This is a genomic window from Psychrobacter sp. JB193 (genome assembly GCF_002285555.1).
In the GTDB taxonomy this organism is placed as follows: domain Bacteria; phylum Pseudomonadota; class Gammaproteobacteria; order Pseudomonadales; family Moraxellaceae; genus Psychrobacter; species Psychrobacter alimentarius.
Map to the genome: position 1 here is coordinate 631,902 of NZ_NRGY01000001.1, position 17,623 is coordinate 649,524.

A 17,623-nucleotide genomic window follows, 5' to 3' on the forward strand; every position below is an offset into this window, starting at 1 on the left:
TAAATAGAAATCTTTCTTACCTAATGAAAAGCTGACTGATTGTCCTTTTCAATCTTCATCACAACTATATCCTCATAACTAAGTCAAAAAAAATCCGACCACCTAAGTGATCGGATTTTTAGTATTTGGTGGAGATGGCGGGAGTTGATATACTGTGCTACATACATTGATATACAAGGCTTCCAGCATGAAATAAGCTCATGGTGTGTCATAGGTGTGTATGATATATTCAATATTTGTTTGCTATTATTCTAAATATTGCAGGATAATAAGGTATCTCTAGATACAAATGTTAGTACTTAGTTATTTCAAAGCAGTTTTAGCTGTTATTTATCTTCTTTAACAAATTGACTATAAAATATTAGGTCTACTAATATTTTATGATTTAAAAGAATAAGTAGTTGATTAGCTTCTCACTATCGATAGATGATATGATTTTACCCGATACTTAATAAATCTTTTTTAAAGCTAAAAACACTATGACTCAAAATTATACTAATGCTGATCAAAACCAAGCAGAATCTCAAGCTATTATGAAGTCTGATAAAAATAGTAATAGCCTTACCCTAAAGGGTAAAGGTAGCTTATTGGCATTAACAAATTCTATCATTAGTTCAGCAATAGCCGCACGTAAGGCTGGTCAATTAGCAGTTGATGATAGCTGGATACAGGAAATATGGGATTGGGCAGATGAATTTGAACTAACTGAAACACAAATACCACGCAATAAAGAAGATTTAATAAAACTAGAGTCTTTAAATATTGAAATGTGTCGCTCTGAGGACCTTGAGAACCTTTTGGAAGAGAAAAAAGAGGCAGAGGAATCTCTGAGAGTGGAAAATGAAAGACTACAAAGAGCGAGGGATATAGGACTACATATTGGTGGGATACCTCCAGAGTTTATAAAAGTACATGACCTGAATAACGAAGTAAGACGTTTGGAAAGGCTCTTATCTACCACTAATAAAATTAATTCTATACCTGTTGAACTGAGCCATCTCCAGAATCTTATAAAGATTGAACTTCAGAGGGTAGATTCTAGTAATTTCTTAAAAAATGCCCAGTCATTTAGTAATTTAAAGACGTTAGTAGCTATGAGATGTAACGTCAGTAATTTTTTCGAGGAAATTTGTCAGCTGAAACAGTTGACTGATATTATTATTCGTGGATCAGAGATAATAAATATACCTCAGAGCATCCGTCAGCTTAGTAACCTGACTAAACTTAGTATCAATAATTGTAAGTCAATAACAATCCATAAAGATATTCATCATCTTAGTAATTTAACCAAACTTAGTATTGATAACTGTAATTCGCTAGAAATTCCTGAAGCTATTTGTAAACTCATAAATTTAACTGAACTTAATATTACTAATTGTAATTTATCAGAAATTCCTGAAGCTATATTCCAACTCAAAAATTTAAATAAGCTTAACATAGCAGGCAATAACATTAGTACATTACCAGAAAATATTAGCAAGTTAAAAGATCTTACTAGCCTCAATATTAGTAATAACTATATTACAACCCTACCCACTAGCATGTGTTTGCTTGAAAGTTTAATTTCATTTCATATAGACGTTGGAATTCTTAAAGATTTACCAAATTATGGTTACAATCAAGCGTTAGAAGGATTTGATATTAAAGTTAATGCAATAAATAACCTTCCTCTAAGTCTTAAATTAATTAAAGAGCATTACTTCCATGGTGAAGAGGACCAGCCTTTCTAATACTACTATAGCGATATATATAGTAAAGAAGTAAACCCCTTTTCTTAACTTTTATAATTCTTAAATTGGATGAGTATGCAAACCGAAGCAATATTTGAAGACATCGCTGAGCGAATTCGCCTTGAGCTGGAGCAAGCGAAGCAAAGCATCTATATTGCTGTCGCTTGGTTTACTAATCGCACTTTATTTAACACGCTTATTGAAAAATCAAAAGAGGGTGTCACCGTTCAGTTGATGCTATCAAACGATCACATCAATCAGCAAAGTTATGTCGACTACGACCAATTAAGTGTTGGCAACTCTGCTGCCTATCTAATCGGTGACGGTAAAACAAACCTTATGCACAATAAGTTTTGTGTGATTGACAGTGATACTGTGATTAATGGCTCTTATAACTGGAGCTATAAGGCTGAGAAAAATCATGAGAATGTACTGATTACTAAAGGCGATACCATTTTAGCTGAACAATTCATTAGTCAATTTAAGAAAATCCGCAATACCTACTTTGATCATCAAGATAGCACCCCAGACTTACCACTCGATAAAATCATCAAACGTCTCGAAATTATCAAAAACTACGTTATCCTAGAGGATATAGATGATATTACGCGCGAAAACACCAAGCTAAAGACATACGCCTTTCAACAAGACATTGCTGCTATCACCCAAGCTTTACAACAGCATAGCTTTGATACTGCAATTACCCTCATTGACCAATTCATCAAAAACCATCATGCCTTGGTCGTCTATAAAGATATTGATGTCAAAGCTTTGAAATTAGAGATCCGCCATCTTGAACACCAACTCAATGCCTACGACAATGAGAAGATTGAATTGGATAAAATGCTTTCAGAATTTCATTACCGTCATACTAATGAGCTCGGAAGCTACATCAGCCGATTACTACAATTACGCAAGTTATCTACCAAAGATAATCCCGAAGAGTATGCAGAAGCCGTGCAAGATGAAGAAGACTACAACGAGCAAATTGAAATTGAATCAGAAAAAATAATTTATGAGCTCGATGAGGAAGAACGCGTAGAGCTAAAGAAGACCTATCGACAAGCCAGTCAAATCTGTCACCCTGATCGTGTTAGTGAAGAGATGAAAGATATTGCACAAGAGGTTTTTATAAAACTCAACGAAGCCTATGAAAAAAATGATGTCATTGAAGTGCAAGAAATACTGGCGGAGCTAAAGCAAGGTATGTTTAAACCTCGCTCAGAAACGGTTAGCAAATCAGAGCAGCTTAAAGCCATTGTTCAGATATTAAAACATAAGATTGAGAAAGTCGAACAAGAGATTTTTGCGATCAAAAACAGTAAAGACTATCAAACCATCAGTAGTATTAACGATTGGAATGCGTATTTTGAAGAAATAAAAGCACAACTGAAGGAAGAAATTGATTACCTTGAGACTAATAATGTATAGGTGATTTTATTGATTAGACGCATCTACGGTGCTAACTGAAAATATGTCTTTTTCACTAAATATTTGGCTATTTCCTGTGTGTAATCCGTGTACGTCAGGTGTGTATTATTACGATATTAATCGTTTTTTTCGTATCTATTGTCCTGAACAAAAACATATTGTAGGTAATAAAAAACCCCTCAAAGCGTTGTGCTATAAGGGGTTTTCGCTTTTAACGTTTGTTACTATTTTATTGCTGGTTTGTTGCTTTTTGTATTGGTGGAGATGGCGGGAGTTGAACCCGATACCATCACATTCTATCACATTCGCTCTTAGTAATATCAATGACTTACGAAAAGTGAATGTGATTACGTTTGATAGTGTTTGATAGTAGGCTGTCAAGAATCCTGTCAAGAATTACGACTATTGTATTTTTGCTAAAGCATTCTTATAATTTTGACGATCTGGCTTTAACTTAATTACAGCTTCGAGCTGTGCAATTGCTTGCGATTTTTTACCAAGAGCTAAGTAAACCATTGCAAGCTCATATTTAGATTGGTATGACTCTGGCCATCTTTTTTGAATTTCTAAATGTGTTTTTACAGCTTCTTCTAACAAACCGACCTGACGGAAGTAATATGCGAGACTAACATGGTGTTCTGGCAGTTCAGGCTCTAAAGCCAATGCAAATAATATATGATCCTTCCCTTTTTCATAGTCTTTTAACCGATATAATGTATTCCCCATCATATACTGACAGTAAGATGAAGCTGGATACTCAGCTAATGCTAACTCAAGAAACTGTCTACATTTCTCATTATCTTTACCTTGATAAGCCAACCAACCATGATAGAAGTTATATGCAAAATTATCATAAGACATGGCACGACCTGTATCTGACAATATTAGCGATTCGCTGCCAGACATGAAGGACCACATCAATGCTAAAAATCTATTGCTAGAAACGAAGGTTCTTAACACAGTATGCTCATCAGCAGGAAAAGTAACTACTCTAACATTTACAAAATCTTTAACTGAGTCAGCACAATACAAGTCAACTGGATCACGTTCACCTGTATATATATGGAAAATTGCACTACTTTTTTTCATCTCTGATCGAATATCGAGGAAGTTGACAGGAGCATCTTTTGGCATCATTTTTGTAGAGCGACTACTAGGAAGTTTGAGTTCAACTTCTGGATTGAACGCAAGTACATTGCAGTTCAATGAAGTACCGTAAAGCAAAGCGCCGTATGCACCCATACTTGACCCGCACGTATACATATCTGTTATTTTATGAGCTTTGGCTAGCGATCTAATTGCTTCAATAGTCCCATCATGAGAATCAGCAAGACCTGGTATACCGCGCTGATACCAGTCATTAGTCGGAACTCGCAAAAACAATATATTATGTGGTATCTGATCTCTCAAGCTCCATAAGTTAAACCGACCAGGCTTTGTACCAGTTGCGCTAAGTACTATTAACAACTTATTTGAGTTAGGCTTCGCGTCAAAGTAGTGTGTATCTGATGACAAAGGGATTATAGTATTTATTTCTGTAGTAGTCATCGGCTGCGAATAATTCCCTGTATCTTCTGATATTTGTAAACCTTCATCTTTTATATTGCCAGATGATAAAAATTCTCCAAAATTTCTTTTTATGATCATAAACTTATGCCTAAGTAAAATAACATTAGTATACCTGCTTAACGATAACTGGCGAAACTTCACCTTAGTCAAGGTGAAGTATAGTGGCATATTTTTTAATTATCCGATGCTGCAAATCGTAAGTTTTTCACTACTTTATTATCGACTTGGTTGTTTTCAGTCGCTTACTATAAGTTGTATTTTTAGGGTCGTATTTAAGCGCATTCTTAAAACAACTAGCCGCACCTTCAAAATTTTCTAATTTAATATAACAAAGACCAAGCCCATAATGTGATGGTGCGTTTTCAGGAAACGCTTTTATTATTTTTAAATACGCTCGCCTTGCTTGAGATATCTCACCCATAAAGCGAAGTGAGTTAGCCATACCTAAATGTGATTGCGCACGAAAACGCAAAGCAGATGCTACAGAAAATTGCTCGAAAGCTTCTAAATGCATTTTCTCGGCATTAAGTGCAACACCAAGAAGCCTTCTAGCTTCATCGCATGCAGGATAGAGCTGAACCGCTGTTTTTAGCTTAGTTATTGCCAAAGGATAGTCTTTATCTCTTATAGCGCACCAACCAAGATAGAAATTCTCAGGAAAATCTTTCTCTTCAAGTGCTCTGCCGAACTCTTCCATTTCAGGAAAGATACTTCCATTAATCCAATCTAAAAGCAATGGCTCTAAACGATCACGCTTTCTCAAGTATCCAGCAGGATCATGCCCGACATATCTCATTGTGTGAACGTTAACAAATGGCACTGACAACATCCTTTGCGCGCAGTAAATATCATTAGCAGCTTCTTCGCCAGCAAGTAGTACGGCATTTAAGCCTGATTTAAAGCTTATTGATAAGTCTTGATGCTGAATAGCAATTAAACGATCTGCTTTCCTAGAATATTGACCGTGTGGTATATCAAGTAAAGTCTCAGCACCAAAAGCTATAATTTTTGCGCCAAGTAAGCCACCAATCAACAATGCTCCATACCCACCCATTGATTGACCAGTGCAAAAAACCTCTTTAACACCCTCTTTTGACATCCAACCATTAATATTTTTTACCGTAGAATCTAAATCAGAACCAATTCCACGAACACCATCTTGATACCAAGAATTACACCAACCCTTCACAAAAAGAATATTCGCATGAGCTGATAACTTATTACCGACTTCCCAAAAATTAAATTGTTTTTGTTTTGTGACTGTATCGCTGAAGAAAATAATCAGTTTTTTAGATCTGTTATTGCTTATTAGTTGATGGTGTTCTCCTGATACTTGCAAATCTCCATTTTCTATAGCGCTAGGAAATAAAGAATCTCTAATGTATTTGGGCTTTCTCATAATTTACACCTTGGCAAAATAAACCCATTATACCCGCTTAATAAAAATTATCATTGGTTAAGGTGGAGTATAGTCGAATTTTTTTCAATTATCTGAAGCTGCAAATCGTAAGTTACCAGCAACTCGTCTTGCCCATCCCTTACCAAAACTGATCCAACCACGAAGACCGGTATAAAACTCGATGCGCTCTGCATTAAATAAAAATACGACATCATTTTTATCCATTGCTGCAACTGCTGCAAGCGTACGTGGACCAATCAAACCATCAGCACTGGCACCGACTGCTCGTTGTAGAAACTTAACAGCTTGTCTATTACCGTGGTTATATGCAGCGTCTGTTAGCTGCCATGCAATTAAGCGGTCTAGTTGATCGCCTTTAACCGCTTTATAGTATGATTTCTCAGTGATCTGCTTTGCAAGGGACTTTGGTAGCTTGCGCATATCTCCCCAGTAGCCGTGTGCATTAGCGACACGCTTAGTCACGCCATACATTGTTTCGCCACCGGGATCGTCCCGGTGATTGACATAACCGCCTTCATGATCCATTAATCTATCAAAAATCATGTCGTAGATACTCATAGTTTTTACCTTGTTTCAGACATTAAAAAAGCCCCAATTTGGGGCTGTATTTAATGTTGATTATTATTTACCAAAGATTGCAAACGCTGCGTCTTTGATCTCTTTGATTACCTCAGCAATCGTTTTACCCTGCCACAATGCTACAGCTTGATAGACAATCCCTATGGCCAACATGCCGAACACCGCCCAAACAAGCATGATTGCGCCCTGTGTCATCACGCTATAATCTTGATAGCCCATAAATTCTATATGCGCGGCCCCACCAAATAGCGAGATTGTGACAGCGATAGTAAACTTGACTATCACAGACATATTGACTTGTATCTTGCCGTCTTTGCCGATGTCACCTGATAGCATCAATCCAAATATTGCACCAATCACTGCTGCAAAAACTTTAGGTAGAAATACCATCAGCTTTAGTATGATTAGCTCTAAAAACGGTGTGTTTTGTGGCATAACGCCCCCTCAAATTTTAGTCGTAAAAAAACCCTCTTAATTGAGGGTTTCAAAAGCTGCTGGGTTTAATTAACGCTCATACCTTTCGATGCGCAATAGTTTTTCGCAAATTCGTATTGTTGCATCACTTCTTCCTGAGTAAAATGCCGCTCATAAAAAGCAGCAAGCGCAATCTGAGCTGACGAACCACTAGCACCACTTTCATTACCTAAGAACATTATATTTTCGTCAACCTCTAACGGCCGCATTGGTGCGGACAAACTTTCAGACCAAATAACGCCAAGTGCAGGTACGTGAAATTCGGCTGTATTTGTCTCAGTATTAACTGTGAGACACGCGAAGTACCACTGACTGAGATTAACTCCCGTTTTTAATAGTTCTGGGGTTGTTGCTGAGTTAAATATTGCACCCGATAACAAGTGAATAACAGGGCGTAATCCTTGAGTGCCACTGCCAATAATTGCCATACCAGCATTATTTTTATATTTTGGATGACTGGCATTATGATAATCACCCGCATAAAACTGTAGACCAGTGGTTGCATCACGTTTAACAACTGCAGCAAGTGTAAAGCTCTTACTACTGTCTCGCTGATAGTTTGTTTTTAGGTAGTCTGTCGTACCTTGCCCTTGTGCATAATCCTTAGTAAAAACAGGACTGCCGATTTTACTAAGTGTTACACCAGTTGGTAGAGTTGTTATTGCACCATTTACAGATGGTACAAATGTCATCGTGGGATTTGGCAAAAACGCAGTGGTAACTACGCCAAGCGGTGACTGGCCAATATTGACGTTTTTTAATCTAATTACTGCGCCCATTGAAAATTCTCCTTTTGTGAAAATAAAATGCACCAGTTGTATAAAGTATAGGGTGTGCCAGTATTATCTAAAACATTTGATACAGTATCGTCAGAATCTCTTAAATTACCTCTTGCGCCAGTCACTGGGCCTGCGTCTGCGCCAGTCGTGCCGAGTGCATAAGTTACTGTGACCGATGATGTTGGGTCAGTAGCTAATATAATGTTAACCCTATCCCCATCTTTGATGCTGACGCTAGATATGGGTAATACCACACCACTTGAATCTTTAACTATAAAGCCGTAATCACCTGGGTTTGTTACCATTGATGTGTCAAAAACCAATGGTCCTACCGGCACATCAAAATAGATAGTCACTACTTTGCCAGTACGTATAATGCTTGCAGGCTGTAGGGGCTTCCAGTCAGTTCTTTTATTAGTCAACATCCAATCCATCACTTTCCCAAAATACGCTCCAAGCCATCTATAAGAGTCTGCAATCATATGTACGCCGTCATAGTAGTGCATAGGGTAAGTAGCACAAGCGACTTTAAAGTAAGGGTTTTCGTTTGCTAGCTGCAACTGAGCGTATGCAATATCAGGACTACTATTAGGTGTACGCTTAGTGTGACTAGATACTTGATATGACAGCATCATCGGCTTTAATGCTGGTTGGTTGATATCACCCTGATAATCGCTTACTAACTTAGTCAGCGCTGTTTTGTATGCAATGGCGCTTAAGCCAGTGCTAATATCTGCTTCGCCTTGCACCCAAAGTACAAACTGGGTTAAACATGATTCGCCGCGCGCGCTTGCGTAATCCCTGTATCGTTTTGATTGAGCGATTCCGACGTCGTAATTTATGGTGCCTTTGGATAAGCCAGCTATCGCGGTTGCACCATACCCATGCGCGGATGCTAATATTTTTGATGAAGACTCTCTTATATCTAGCGATTTTTGTAAGTGTATTGTTGCAGCGTAAATAGGGCTTTCTTTAGGGTTTGGATTGAGCGCAGGGTCAAAGGCTACTAAGCCAGTAGAGCTGAGCGGCAAGCTATCGATACCTTGTTTGGCTGATCCTTGTTGACCATCCTCAATGCCTGCATTGGGTACTAACGCATTAGTAGCCTCATCCGCGGTTGACACTACAGTTGCGCCAAGACCTAAAGATAATGATTGTCCATAAATTGCAACGTGGATAATATCGGTAAAAGGTCTTGTCATTGGTTTTAATAATGAGTTGCTGTTTTTGGATATCGACTGCAACTCTCCATTTAGATCTAGATAGCATAGGATATTACCGCTATCATCTGTAAACGTTAATGGGTTATCAGTTAGGTTTGAGTCGTACCATTGCATTTGCGCTGTTTCTAATCGATCTGTTTTGACGCCATCAAAATTAGCAGTTAGCTCACTATCAATATTTACCAAAATATTATAGTTATCATCGGTAAATGTTAATAGTTTGTCTGCATCAACTGCCTGACTCTCTATAGCAACGTCGCCAAGTGCAGTATCGGTATAAACTTTTGCTTGAACGATTGGGTTCCATTCCAAGAACACCCAATCACCATCAATTTTTTCATAGAAACCATTTTTATCAACATTATTTATAATGGGATCATTAGTAACAACGGCATAACTCTCGTCGGCACTAGCAGCCCCTTCTGTCGTCATCTTTTCGAAAGTGGAGTAAGGCGTTGCGCCAAGCAATGCACTTTCTACAAATAATCGTGAAGCCATCGGTACTGACGCATACTCTTTGCCTAGACGACTCACGATCACTTTATCTTCGTTCACAGCCTCTTTGAGTGTCTGCGTATCCAAACGACCATCAATAGAATCTTGTATCGTTAACAGCTCTGCCATTTTTAAAGCTCCCATAAAAAAGCCCACCGGATTAGGGTGGGCATTGTTTAATTTAATTTTAGGCTATCAGCCCGTTGATGTAGTCTTTATCATTCGGGTAATAACGCCGATCATAGGACATAGCGCTTATTGATGACTCAAACACTCCCTTGCCTGTCTTCTCGTTGATTAGATACGCATCAGCTTCAAGCTCCATTGCTTCAGTAATATCAAATACAGCATGGGCCACACCTGACGTTACTAGCGGCAGCATTGGTATGCGTGCCACCTCGATTTGATAATGACTAACTTGACCAACAATCTCAATCACATCAACGGTGCAGTTTTTAAGCTGCAGATGGATGACATAACTCTTGTCTTCATCCAAATCAACTGGATAATCCAAGGTCAATATCGTGTTTTCTTGCAGCTCAACTTGACCACTGCATAGTATCGGTACCGTCGAATCAACGACAGCGATTCTGTCCATGCGCGTCACTAAGTCGCCTTCGCCGTATGCGGTAAACTCAATCGCTTTACGGTTGTACCTAAGCTTATTCCACACTCTATGTGCTAAAAAGTGAGCCTGTAATTTATTGGTCACACCTTGAGTATCAATCGTCTTGTAGTTAGTCCGTAGGTCATCAGGCAGCCTGATAATTGCTTCACCATAGTTGTCGTCTGGATCGCGCCACTTGAGCTCAACACCATCATAATTATCTTGGATGCCAAAAAACTCAGTAACCGTCATACTTTCTGGCAGACTATTACGATGATTAAATAACAGTAGGCTATTGGGTGTCTCACGCTCAAAATTAAAATAATGCAGACCACCTTCACGGCGCGCTGTACAAAATACAGCTTCAGCGAGTGCAAATATCATTTCTTGATAGCTGCTGTACTTATCATCAAACGTGTAATTAAACTCACAGGCTTTGTCAGTGCCAAAGTAAGTGGCGACCTCATCACTCAAATCATAAAGAGACTCGCTATCAATCTCTTCAGCAGACATACGACCAATCCACGGATCCAGAGCCATTGCTATGGCAATATCAGCAAAGTCGCTTGTAGGAAGAAAACCATCAATCGTATCTAGCTTACGGTGTACGACTGCATTTAACTCACTGGCGTTTGTACCAGAACCGATTGCCATGCGACGCAGACGTGCAACAGTATCGTACTCATAGACTGAGCGCTTAGTCTCGTAACAGCTATAGGCGCTTTCAAATATCACATCGTCAATCAGGTTGTCATCTTTGCCTTTGTAGTCTCGATTGTCGTTAGAGCGCTTGGTTCTAAATCTAAACGGACCAGCACTAGGCAGATCTCTTTTAATAGTCAAACCAATAGGATTGCGGTTGTTCGCAATACCGCGCATAACGTCGCCATGCTTAAATATTGGACCCGTTGGCACGCCATCGACGACCATTTGATATTCCACTTCGACAGCCACTTCTTGTGATGTATTGCCCTGGTATATACCGTTTTGTGCCAAGTAATTTAGGATAAACCCTGTGCTGTCTTTACTGCCAGCATAGTACCAACCAATAAAATTATCTTTTGAGCTGGCAAACGTCACAGTCCGAGAGAGCATATCAACTATTTGCGACTGGTTTAAACTACTGAGTTTATTCCAGTCACTATTCACAGCGGCTGGATTGACGAGTGTAAGACTCGTATCGGTGACACTAGATACTGTGTATTCACCAGACAAGTCGACGTTGTTATCGTTATCTGTTAATACACCAGATGTCACGCCAGTTGTGTTGACTGTCAGCATATAGAAGCTTGGATTGATATCCTTGTAGCCGTCAGCAAGTGTCAGCTCATAGATGTAAGCACCGTTGCCACCAGACTTGATGATGCTCTCAACAGGATATTCACCTGCTAGATTCAAGCTACCCCCATTTTCATCACCCACTAGAAGCGATGTAATGCGGATTTTCTTGTAGTCATCAGGATTGAATATGTCTTGCTTGGCGGCAATGGTCAGTACGCCATCGGTAACATCGATGTTGGTATTTCCAGATATGACACTATCAGTAACGGTACCGTATATCGCGTTTGCAATAATAATCTTCTCGCCAGACTGAAACTCACTGGTGAATTTAGCAATCTTGGGTTTGAGTAAACTAACAAAGCTACCGTTATCCCACTCAATATTTGCGGTCGTTCCTTGGTCTGCTTGAACTTGTATGGTATTTGGCGATGTAAAGACAACGCCTCTATACTCTAAATAACCACTGTTAGGCGAGCGTAGGGTTTGTTTGCCATCGATTGAGGAGACTTGCTTTGTGACCAGTGGCAACTCATCAAATGCAGCACCTATCTGTATTTGTGGATTGGGATCGATGAGCGACTGGTTCGGCTCGTAGATGCTTATTGATGCACCTTCGATGGTGCTGATAGGCGTCTCACCTTCTTTAATACTATTCTCATCTATTGCAAATGAGCCGGTGCCAAAACAGAGTAAGCACTCCTCAACTTGGATTTGATCTTTATAGTAGCGGTAAAAGTACGAGATTCCATCAGGAGTAGATTTAGCCCTGCCATAAACATCTGGTACACGCTCATTAACACGATGCTTATTTTGACGCTGAGCAAGACTGTTGTTGGGTGAGCCAGATGTATCTTGTGGCGTGCTCATATCAGGCATGTTTATATAGGTATAAACTGCTACGCCTACGGATATGACAGCAGCAATGACACCTAATGTCACTGGGTCGCGTGCATGACACAGCACATTATAATCACCGGTCACATCTTTAAGCGCCCAAGCTTCTTTTACAGTCTTTGGCGTGATGTCATTCTGTACACAGATAACACCCTTATATAGTCTTGCTGCTGGATATTTGTCACGCACCTTAATCCATTCAGTTAAAAGACAGTAAAACTCATGGTCAGTGCATTCGCTCGCGTCAAGCTCATTGTGAAAAATCTTTAACGTCATAAAATCGCACCTTTTTATATTGTCGCTTGATGCTTCGTAGGGGTTCAAAGCGTGGACCCGTCTCTGATAAATGAAGTATGCGGTTACAGTACTGCAAGCCCACATGATGTCGATTATCCAGCGTCATCATAAGTACGATTGTGCCATCGTTTGGTTTGTCCACTAATTTCCCTTGCTCCATACCTTGCTTGGTTGGTATTAACGTGTCATTAAGCGAACCAGTCAACCCCAAGAAGCAATGACTAAAATTGTAGTCAAACAAATGCTTGCCAGCATCTATCAGAAAATGGACACAGTGATAATTTGCGCGGTCAAATTTACGACCAAGTAAAGGATCGATGCTTTTCATACTAAACCTTCAAATCAAGATAATAGCTTGGCGTGTAAATGCGACCTGTGGCTACAGTGTTTTTATCAGGTGTCTTAGCATCAAATGTGGTGGCTTGGTGATCGCGGCTCATTTGCTCAACGAACAAGCCTTTGGTGATATCAATCGGCTTGTCTTTGGCAAACGTCATTGAGGCTGCATCAAAAGCGTAAGCGCGGTAAATAACTTGTGGGTATTCATCGCTGTCAGACGCTCTTATCTGCTTAATAAGTGGCGGTACAATCTCGCCCAGGTCACCGAGCGTAATGTTTAAAACCTGATCAAGATCGTCAGAGGTTTTGCCTTTATTGATTAGCAGTGGCGCAAATTCGAAGTTAACTACTTCGCCCGTCTCAAGCATGGCATCAACCCCGTCATCATGATTGGTTACGATGCGGATCGGTTTTGGCCATAGGCTATGTCGGATTTCTAATGTTTCCAGCAAAGCAATACTTGGTGAGCTATCAAGATGTAGGTCTTTGATATCATTAATCGTTACCATCAAATACCTCCTAGTGCATTTGGCAAATCTTCATTGACCAGTTTTTCGAGCAAGTTGAGCAATTTACGTGGGTCGCCAGATTCCCATAGACCAATAATAGTTTCATCAAAATCTTTGCCAGTATTGTTTGGCTTTAAACGCAGACCAAAGGACACGCTATAAACTTTGCCATCGCGTTCACCGGTATTTAACGATCCAGCCACAAACTGACAAACATAGGTGGTCATCTCAACATCATCAACCATTAACCGCCACAAAAACGGACGTGGGTTTTTTTGATGGCTACGCCAAAATGCCCAAAAGTATTGCTGTTTGATTTTCTCATCAAGCATGACCGATGCAGTGACGGTATGCACGTTGTTAATAAACTGCATACGCTGACGGGCAAAGCCACCCATCAACGCTTGTTCTAGTAAATTATTTGCCACATCAGGCGTGTAGCCACGCTGCAATGGGCACAATGCAAAGTTATTCATCGGCGGTTCACCTTAGCGGTCGTGCCGCGCTGTATACTTTTGCTTTCAAGTGAATTGGGGTTTTGGATACGACGAAATCGCTTATCCATCATCTTATCGACCATCTCAATCGTTACCGTGCCATCAGGGTTGTGACTGGCACTGACTTCAGCACGTGAGTTGTTGTTGATTGTGATGTTACCTTGCCTGCCAGCAGTGCCCATAAAGCGCGTGAAGTCTTTATTTTGTTTAGGGGATAGTACTCGCTCACCCTCATCAAGCAGATAGGTAGATTCTTTTGGAACATAATCAAGTCCGCCGTGGGCAATACCAGCTATGCTGGGTGCGGACATTCCTTGGATTCTGCCGGCAGCAGCTACCTGAAGACCAGCTGCAACAGCTGCCCCTGGTCCCGCGATATAAGGACCAATCAGTGGCACGGCTGATAGTGAGTTAAATGTGTTTGAGTAAGTTTCTTCAACATTCATCAAAGCTTTGTTTACGGCATAAGCTTGCTCAACTGCAAACGCAAGTTTATGCATTCTTGAGTTTTCACCGAAGAATACGGATGCAGCATTAGTCATGCCAGCAAATAAGCTTTGATAGATAGCCACACGTTGTGAAGCGTGTTGTTCTGCAAGAGTCTGGTCTTTTAAGGCGTATTCCTGCTCCATTGCCCACATATTGTCTAAATGTTCTTGGCGTGCCAGCTCTAGAAGCTCGTTACGTTCAAGCTCTGGCAATAGATAATCTTCACCACGCTCATCTTTAGCATTGATCTCTTTTTCACGACCAGAGTATTGATTATTAATAGAATCGAAACCTTCTACATAATCTTGAGATAAGCGCCACTGTTGATAATCTTCATCGCCTAATGCGCGCTGCATCATACTGTCTTTGCCAGTACTAAGCGCAAGCTGGCTATTAGCTCTCGCACTATTAGCAATGGACTGGTACATCTTATCTTGCTCACGTGCTTTAGCTTGTGATACAAACCTAAAGTTAGCCAAGTCTTCTTGATATGCTGCATTTTGCAAGTCAACAAGCAATTGTCTATTTGGATCATTTTCAGCAAACTCAGCATTGATACGCTCAATTTTTTTGTTGTGCTCGTATGTCAGCTTTTCCTCATCTGCCATATAGCTTTCAAGTATCGATTTTGCGTTTGCTGTGCGCTTTTGGTCGTACTCAGTTTTTGCTCGATTTAGTAAATCAGTACGTTCAATCGAACCTTCAGCATACAAAGATTCGATCTCAGTGACATTGGTAGCATATTCTCGGTCTAATTTTTCACGGTCAGTGGCGTACTTTGCTTGAATTGAGCTTTGTCGACGTAACGTTTCCTCTTGTAGCTTCTGTGCAGCTTGTGCTTGCTTGGTGACGGTGTCGTAAACTAGCTTGCTTGTATCGGTCGTGGCTGACTTCATGTAAGCGAGAACATTTTTTGTGTACTCTTTGGTCTGCCCGATACCTGTTTTTTTGTTTCTAGCCCAGCGGTCAGACAATATCAAAGACATTGGGTTTTTATCTACATTGCCCTCACCTGTGTTGTAAGCAGCAATAGTCTTGGCAAGGTCGCCATCAAACCGCTTATAAAGATAGCTTAAATACTTAGCCGCGCCCTCAGTGGCTTGCTCCATGTTGTAAGCGTTATCAACCTCAAATCGCTTAGCGGTAGCATCGATAAACTGAAAACCACCCTTAGCTTTGCCATACTTGGTCATAGGACCAGTTGCATTAGGATTGCCGTGTGACTCTTGCATGTGTATGCCGGTCATCAGTCCTTGCGGTAGGCCGTATTGCGCTTCATAGTTTGCAAAACCATAGTTCTCTGCATTGGCCAAAGCTTTAGGATTCACACTCAGTTTTGCAGTCGCTAAACCTTTGAGCGACTTTGCAGTTTTATCATTAGCTTTAGCAAGTTTTTCTTTCGCCTTGGCTTCTTCTTCAGCGGCATCAGCTATGGCTCTTGAGGCTATTATTTCTACGTCTACTGCGCCAGTTCTATAAGGGATGCCGTCGTTTCTATAAGGGAATGCAGCATTGTTACCTTTACCCGTTAATACACTGCCAAACGAAGTATTAACCGCTGGACGTTGAGTATTGACTCTTTCCATTTTGCTAGCAGCACCGTCTAACAATTTATTTATGGTTTCCATATCCTTAGCCCATTGGCTAGATATATCTAACATACTTCCACTAGCTAACGCCCCAGCAGAAAAGAAACCAGTAAATAAAGCCTTGCCCTTCTCCGCCAAAGTATCAGCTGCGTAGTAATTTTGCGCAGTCTGTCCTATATTGCGCATTTGCATACCAACCGCCGAGAAGGAATTAATTAGTAACCCAATTCCTGCTGCTAAACCAACCACTGACGCTGCTGTAATATTAATAGCTTGACCAACACCACTAATTTCATTTTTGAAGCTACCACCTTGCGTTGTACCTTCTTTAAAATATTCTATTAACGTACCCATTGCAGGTAAGGCAGCAGTAACTAATTGGTTAGATACTCCCTCAAATTTAATCTGCAGGCCTTCTACTTCGTTTGCTAGAATCTGAGACTGCTCTATAGACTCTTTCGTTCTAATCACACCAGCTTCATTAAGATCATGCTCATAATTGCGTAGTGCTTCACCATTGTTATCCCAAAGCGGTATGATGTCGCCAAGCCCACTAGCTAATGATTCAGTAACGAATCTGACCTCTTGTGAAGTAGCGCCCGCTTGCTCCATTTCATTAACTACTGCTTGAATAGCATCTACGCTATCCATCGTGGACAAGCTCTTACCAAATATTTCTAGCTCAGCGTCAGTCTTATTGGTAGCGTTCTGCATAAGCTCTAAAGTGTCCACTAGACCGCCACCACCAGTAGCGCTAAACTCTCCTAGCTTCTCTTGTGCATCTGCCAATATATCGCCAACGCTCTCCATTTCTAGTCCATACGCACCAGTTGCGGCTGTCAATACTTGTAGATTCGTAGTAGAAGTCTTCGCTCTTGCTGCCAACCTTGCCAGCTGTTCATCCGTTTCTGCCGTCTGCAATGCCAAAGTCACCAAACCAGCGCCTATAGCAGCTACTGAGCCTATAACAGATGCAGCGCCTACAGCAGCCACACCTGCCAAACCATTGTCACCAAAAGCTTCAGTAATAGAAGATAATTTTTCGTTAAGAGAACCTACGGCATCACCGATAGCCGTGCCATCAAGACCTTCAATTAGCTTTTCTTTAAATTTACCAACAGAGTCGCCCATCTCCTCTGTAGCCTCAGTAGTTGCTCGCTCAGCGCGTGACAGACCATCGGTAAACTCACTTAGACGCACAGCCAAGTCGAGGGTTAGTGTGCCTAGTGAAGTGCTGGCCATAATAGATAGTCCTTATTTTGGATATAAAAAAACCCCAATCATTTCTGATTAGGGTTTTTGTTTTGCAATTATCTTGGCTATTCGTCGTCTAAATATAAATAAACATAATACCCAATAGGTATGGAATTGATGTGTAACCACTGATTATATTCAATCAAGTTGCTTACCCATATTTGCGC

13 protein-coding genes are annotated in these 17,623 nt (G+C 40.4%); 2 read left to right on the forward strand and 11 right to left on the reverse strand.

The features are described 5' to 3' along the window. The first annotated feature begins 479 nt into the window (after window positions 1-479). Together CIK80_RS02695 and CIK80_RS02700 are read left to right on the forward strand one after the other, a co-directional pair. Window positions 480-1,730 (forward strand): leucine-rich repeat domain-containing protein, encoded by a 1,251-nt coding sequence (locus CIK80_RS02695; RefSeq protein ID WP_095568772.1) that lies wholly within the window; start codon window positions 480-482, stop codon window positions 1,728-1,730. Between the two features lie 75 nt (window positions 1,731-1,805). After that, window positions 1,806-3,161, forward strand: a complete 1,356-nt coding sequence (locus CIK80_RS02700; protein ID WP_095568773.1) for a phospholipase D-like domain-containing protein — start codon at window positions 1,806-1,808, stop codon at window positions 3,159-3,161. A gap of 402 nt (window positions 3,162-3,563) precedes the next feature. On the opposite strand, the gene CIK80_RS02705 is transcribed toward CIK80_RS02700, so the two are convergent. The 11 genes from CIK80_RS02705 to CIK80_RS02755 form a co-directional block, all read right to left on the reverse strand. Continuing rightward, window positions 3,564-4,808 (reverse strand): tetratricopeptide repeat protein, encoded by a 1,245-nt coding sequence (locus tag CIK80_RS02705; protein WP_095568774.1) that lies wholly within the window; start codon window positions 4,806-4,808, stop codon window positions 3,564-3,566. Window positions 4,809-4,938: 130 nt separating this feature from the next. Next, window positions 4,939-6,129 (reverse strand): tetratricopeptide repeat protein, encoded by a 1,191-nt coding sequence (locus CIK80_RS02710; protein WP_095568775.1) that lies wholly within the window; start codon window positions 6,127-6,129, stop codon window positions 4,939-4,941. Between the two features lie 84 nt (window positions 6,130-6,213). Further along, window positions 6,214-6,708: a glycosyl hydrolase 108 family protein gene (locus tag CIK80_RS02715; RefSeq protein ID WP_095568776.1), complete on the reverse strand. Its 495-nt coding sequence runs from the start codon at window positions 6,706-6,708 to the stop codon at window positions 6,214-6,216. A 63-nt stretch (window positions 6,709-6,771) separates the two neighbouring features. Then, the gene (locus CIK80_RS02720; RefSeq protein ID WP_095568777.1) at window positions 6,772-7,164 is read right to left on the reverse strand and encodes a hypothetical protein; all 393 of its coding nucleotides are present in this window, start codon (window positions 7,162-7,164) and stop codon (window positions 6,772-6,774) included. Window positions 7,165-7,229: 65 nt separating this feature from the next. Continuing rightward, entirely contained in the window at window positions 7,230-7,982 is a 753-nt protein-coding gene (locus CIK80_RS02725; protein ID WP_095568778.1) for a hypothetical protein, read from the reverse strand. Further along, window positions 7,970-9,829, reverse strand: coding sequence for a sialate O-acetylesterase (locus CIK80_RS02730; RefSeq protein ID WP_179288309.1), 1,860 nt, complete (start codon window positions 9,827-9,829; stop codon window positions 7,970-7,972). The genes CIK80_RS02725 and CIK80_RS02730 overlap by 13 nt, the downstream gene beginning before the upstream one ends. Before the next feature lie 58 nt (window positions 9,830-9,887). Continuing rightward, window positions 9,888-12,758: a host specificity factor TipJ family phage tail protein gene (locus CIK80_RS02735; RefSeq protein WP_095568780.1), complete on the reverse strand. Its 2,871-nt coding sequence runs from the start codon at window positions 12,756-12,758 to the stop codon at window positions 9,888-9,890. Beyond that, entirely contained in the window at window positions 12,733-13,107 is a 375-nt protein-coding gene (locus CIK80_RS02740; RefSeq protein WP_095568781.1) for a hypothetical protein, read from the reverse strand. Before CIK80_RS02740 ends, CIK80_RS02735 begins: the two co-directional genes overlap by 26 nt. 1 nt (window position 13,108) lies before the next feature. Beyond that, window positions 13,109-13,627, reverse strand: a complete 519-nt coding sequence (locus CIK80_RS02745) for a DUF1833 domain-containing protein (RefSeq protein WP_257011668.1) — start codon at window positions 13,625-13,627, stop codon at window positions 13,109-13,111. Next, on the reverse strand, window positions 13,627-14,103 hold the full coding sequence (locus CIK80_RS02750) for a hypothetical protein (protein WP_095568782.1): 477 nt from the start codon (window positions 14,101-14,103) through the stop codon (window positions 13,627-13,629). The genes CIK80_RS02745 and CIK80_RS02750 overlap by 1 nt, the downstream gene beginning before the upstream one ends. Next, window positions 14,100-17,444, reverse strand: coding sequence for a lytic transglycosylase domain-containing protein (locus CIK80_RS02755; RefSeq protein WP_095568783.1), 3,345 nt, complete (start codon window positions 17,442-17,444; stop codon window positions 14,100-14,102). The genes CIK80_RS02750 and CIK80_RS02755 overlap by 4 nt, the downstream gene beginning before the upstream one ends. Between the last annotated feature and the right edge of the window lie 179 nt (window positions 17,445-17,623).

What these genes read in the sequence shown, in the direction of transcription:
- CIK80_RS02695 (WP_095568772.1), top strand. Translation starts at nt 480, where the DNA reads ATGACTCAAAATTATACTAATGCTGATCAAAACCAAGCAGAATCTCAA.
- CIK80_RS02700 (WP_095568773.1), top strand. Translation starts at nt 1,806, where the DNA reads ATGCAAACCGAAGCAATATTTGAAGACATCGCTGAGCGAATTCGCCTT.
- CIK80_RS02705 (WP_095568774.1), bottom strand. Translation starts at nt 4,808, where the DNA reads ATGATCATAAAAAGAAATTTTGGAGAATTTTTATCATCTGGCAATATA.
- CIK80_RS02710 (WP_095568775.1), bottom strand. Translation starts at nt 6,129, where the DNA reads ATGAGAAAGCCCAAATACATTAGAGATTCTTTATTTCCTAGCGCTATA.
- CIK80_RS02715 (WP_095568776.1), bottom strand. Translation starts at nt 6,708, where the DNA reads ATGAGTATCTACGACATGATTTTTGATAGATTAATGGATCATGAAGGC.
- CIK80_RS02720 (WP_095568777.1), bottom strand. Translation starts at nt 7,164, where the DNA reads ATGCCACAAAACACACCGTTTTTAGAGCTAATCATACTAAAGCTGATG.
- CIK80_RS02725 (WP_095568778.1), bottom strand. Translation starts at nt 7,982, where the DNA reads ATGGGCGCAGTAATTAGATTAAAAAACGTCAATATTGGCCAGTCACCG.
- CIK80_RS02730 (WP_179288309.1), bottom strand. Translation starts at nt 9,829, where the DNA reads ATGGCAGAGCTGTTAACGATACAAGATTCTATTGATGGTCGTTTGGAT.
- CIK80_RS02735 (WP_095568780.1), bottom strand. Translation starts at nt 12,758, where the DNA reads ATGACGTTAAAGATTTTTCACAATGAGCTTGACGCGAGCGAATGCACT.
- CIK80_RS02740 (WP_095568781.1), bottom strand. Translation starts at nt 13,107, where the DNA reads ATGAAAAGCATCGATCCTTTACTTGGTCGTAAATTTGACCGCGCAAAT.
- CIK80_RS02745 (WP_257011668.1), bottom strand. Translation starts at nt 13,627, where the DNA reads ATGGTAACGATTAATGATATCAAAGACCTACATCTTGATAGCTCACCA.
- CIK80_RS02750 (WP_095568782.1), bottom strand. Translation starts at nt 14,103, where the DNA reads ATGAATAACTTTGCATTGTGCCCATTGCAGCGTGGCTACACGCCTGAT.
- CIK80_RS02755 (WP_095568783.1), bottom strand. Translation starts at nt 17,444, where the DNA reads ATGGCCAGCACTTCACTAGGCACACTAACCCTCGACTTGGCTGTGCGT.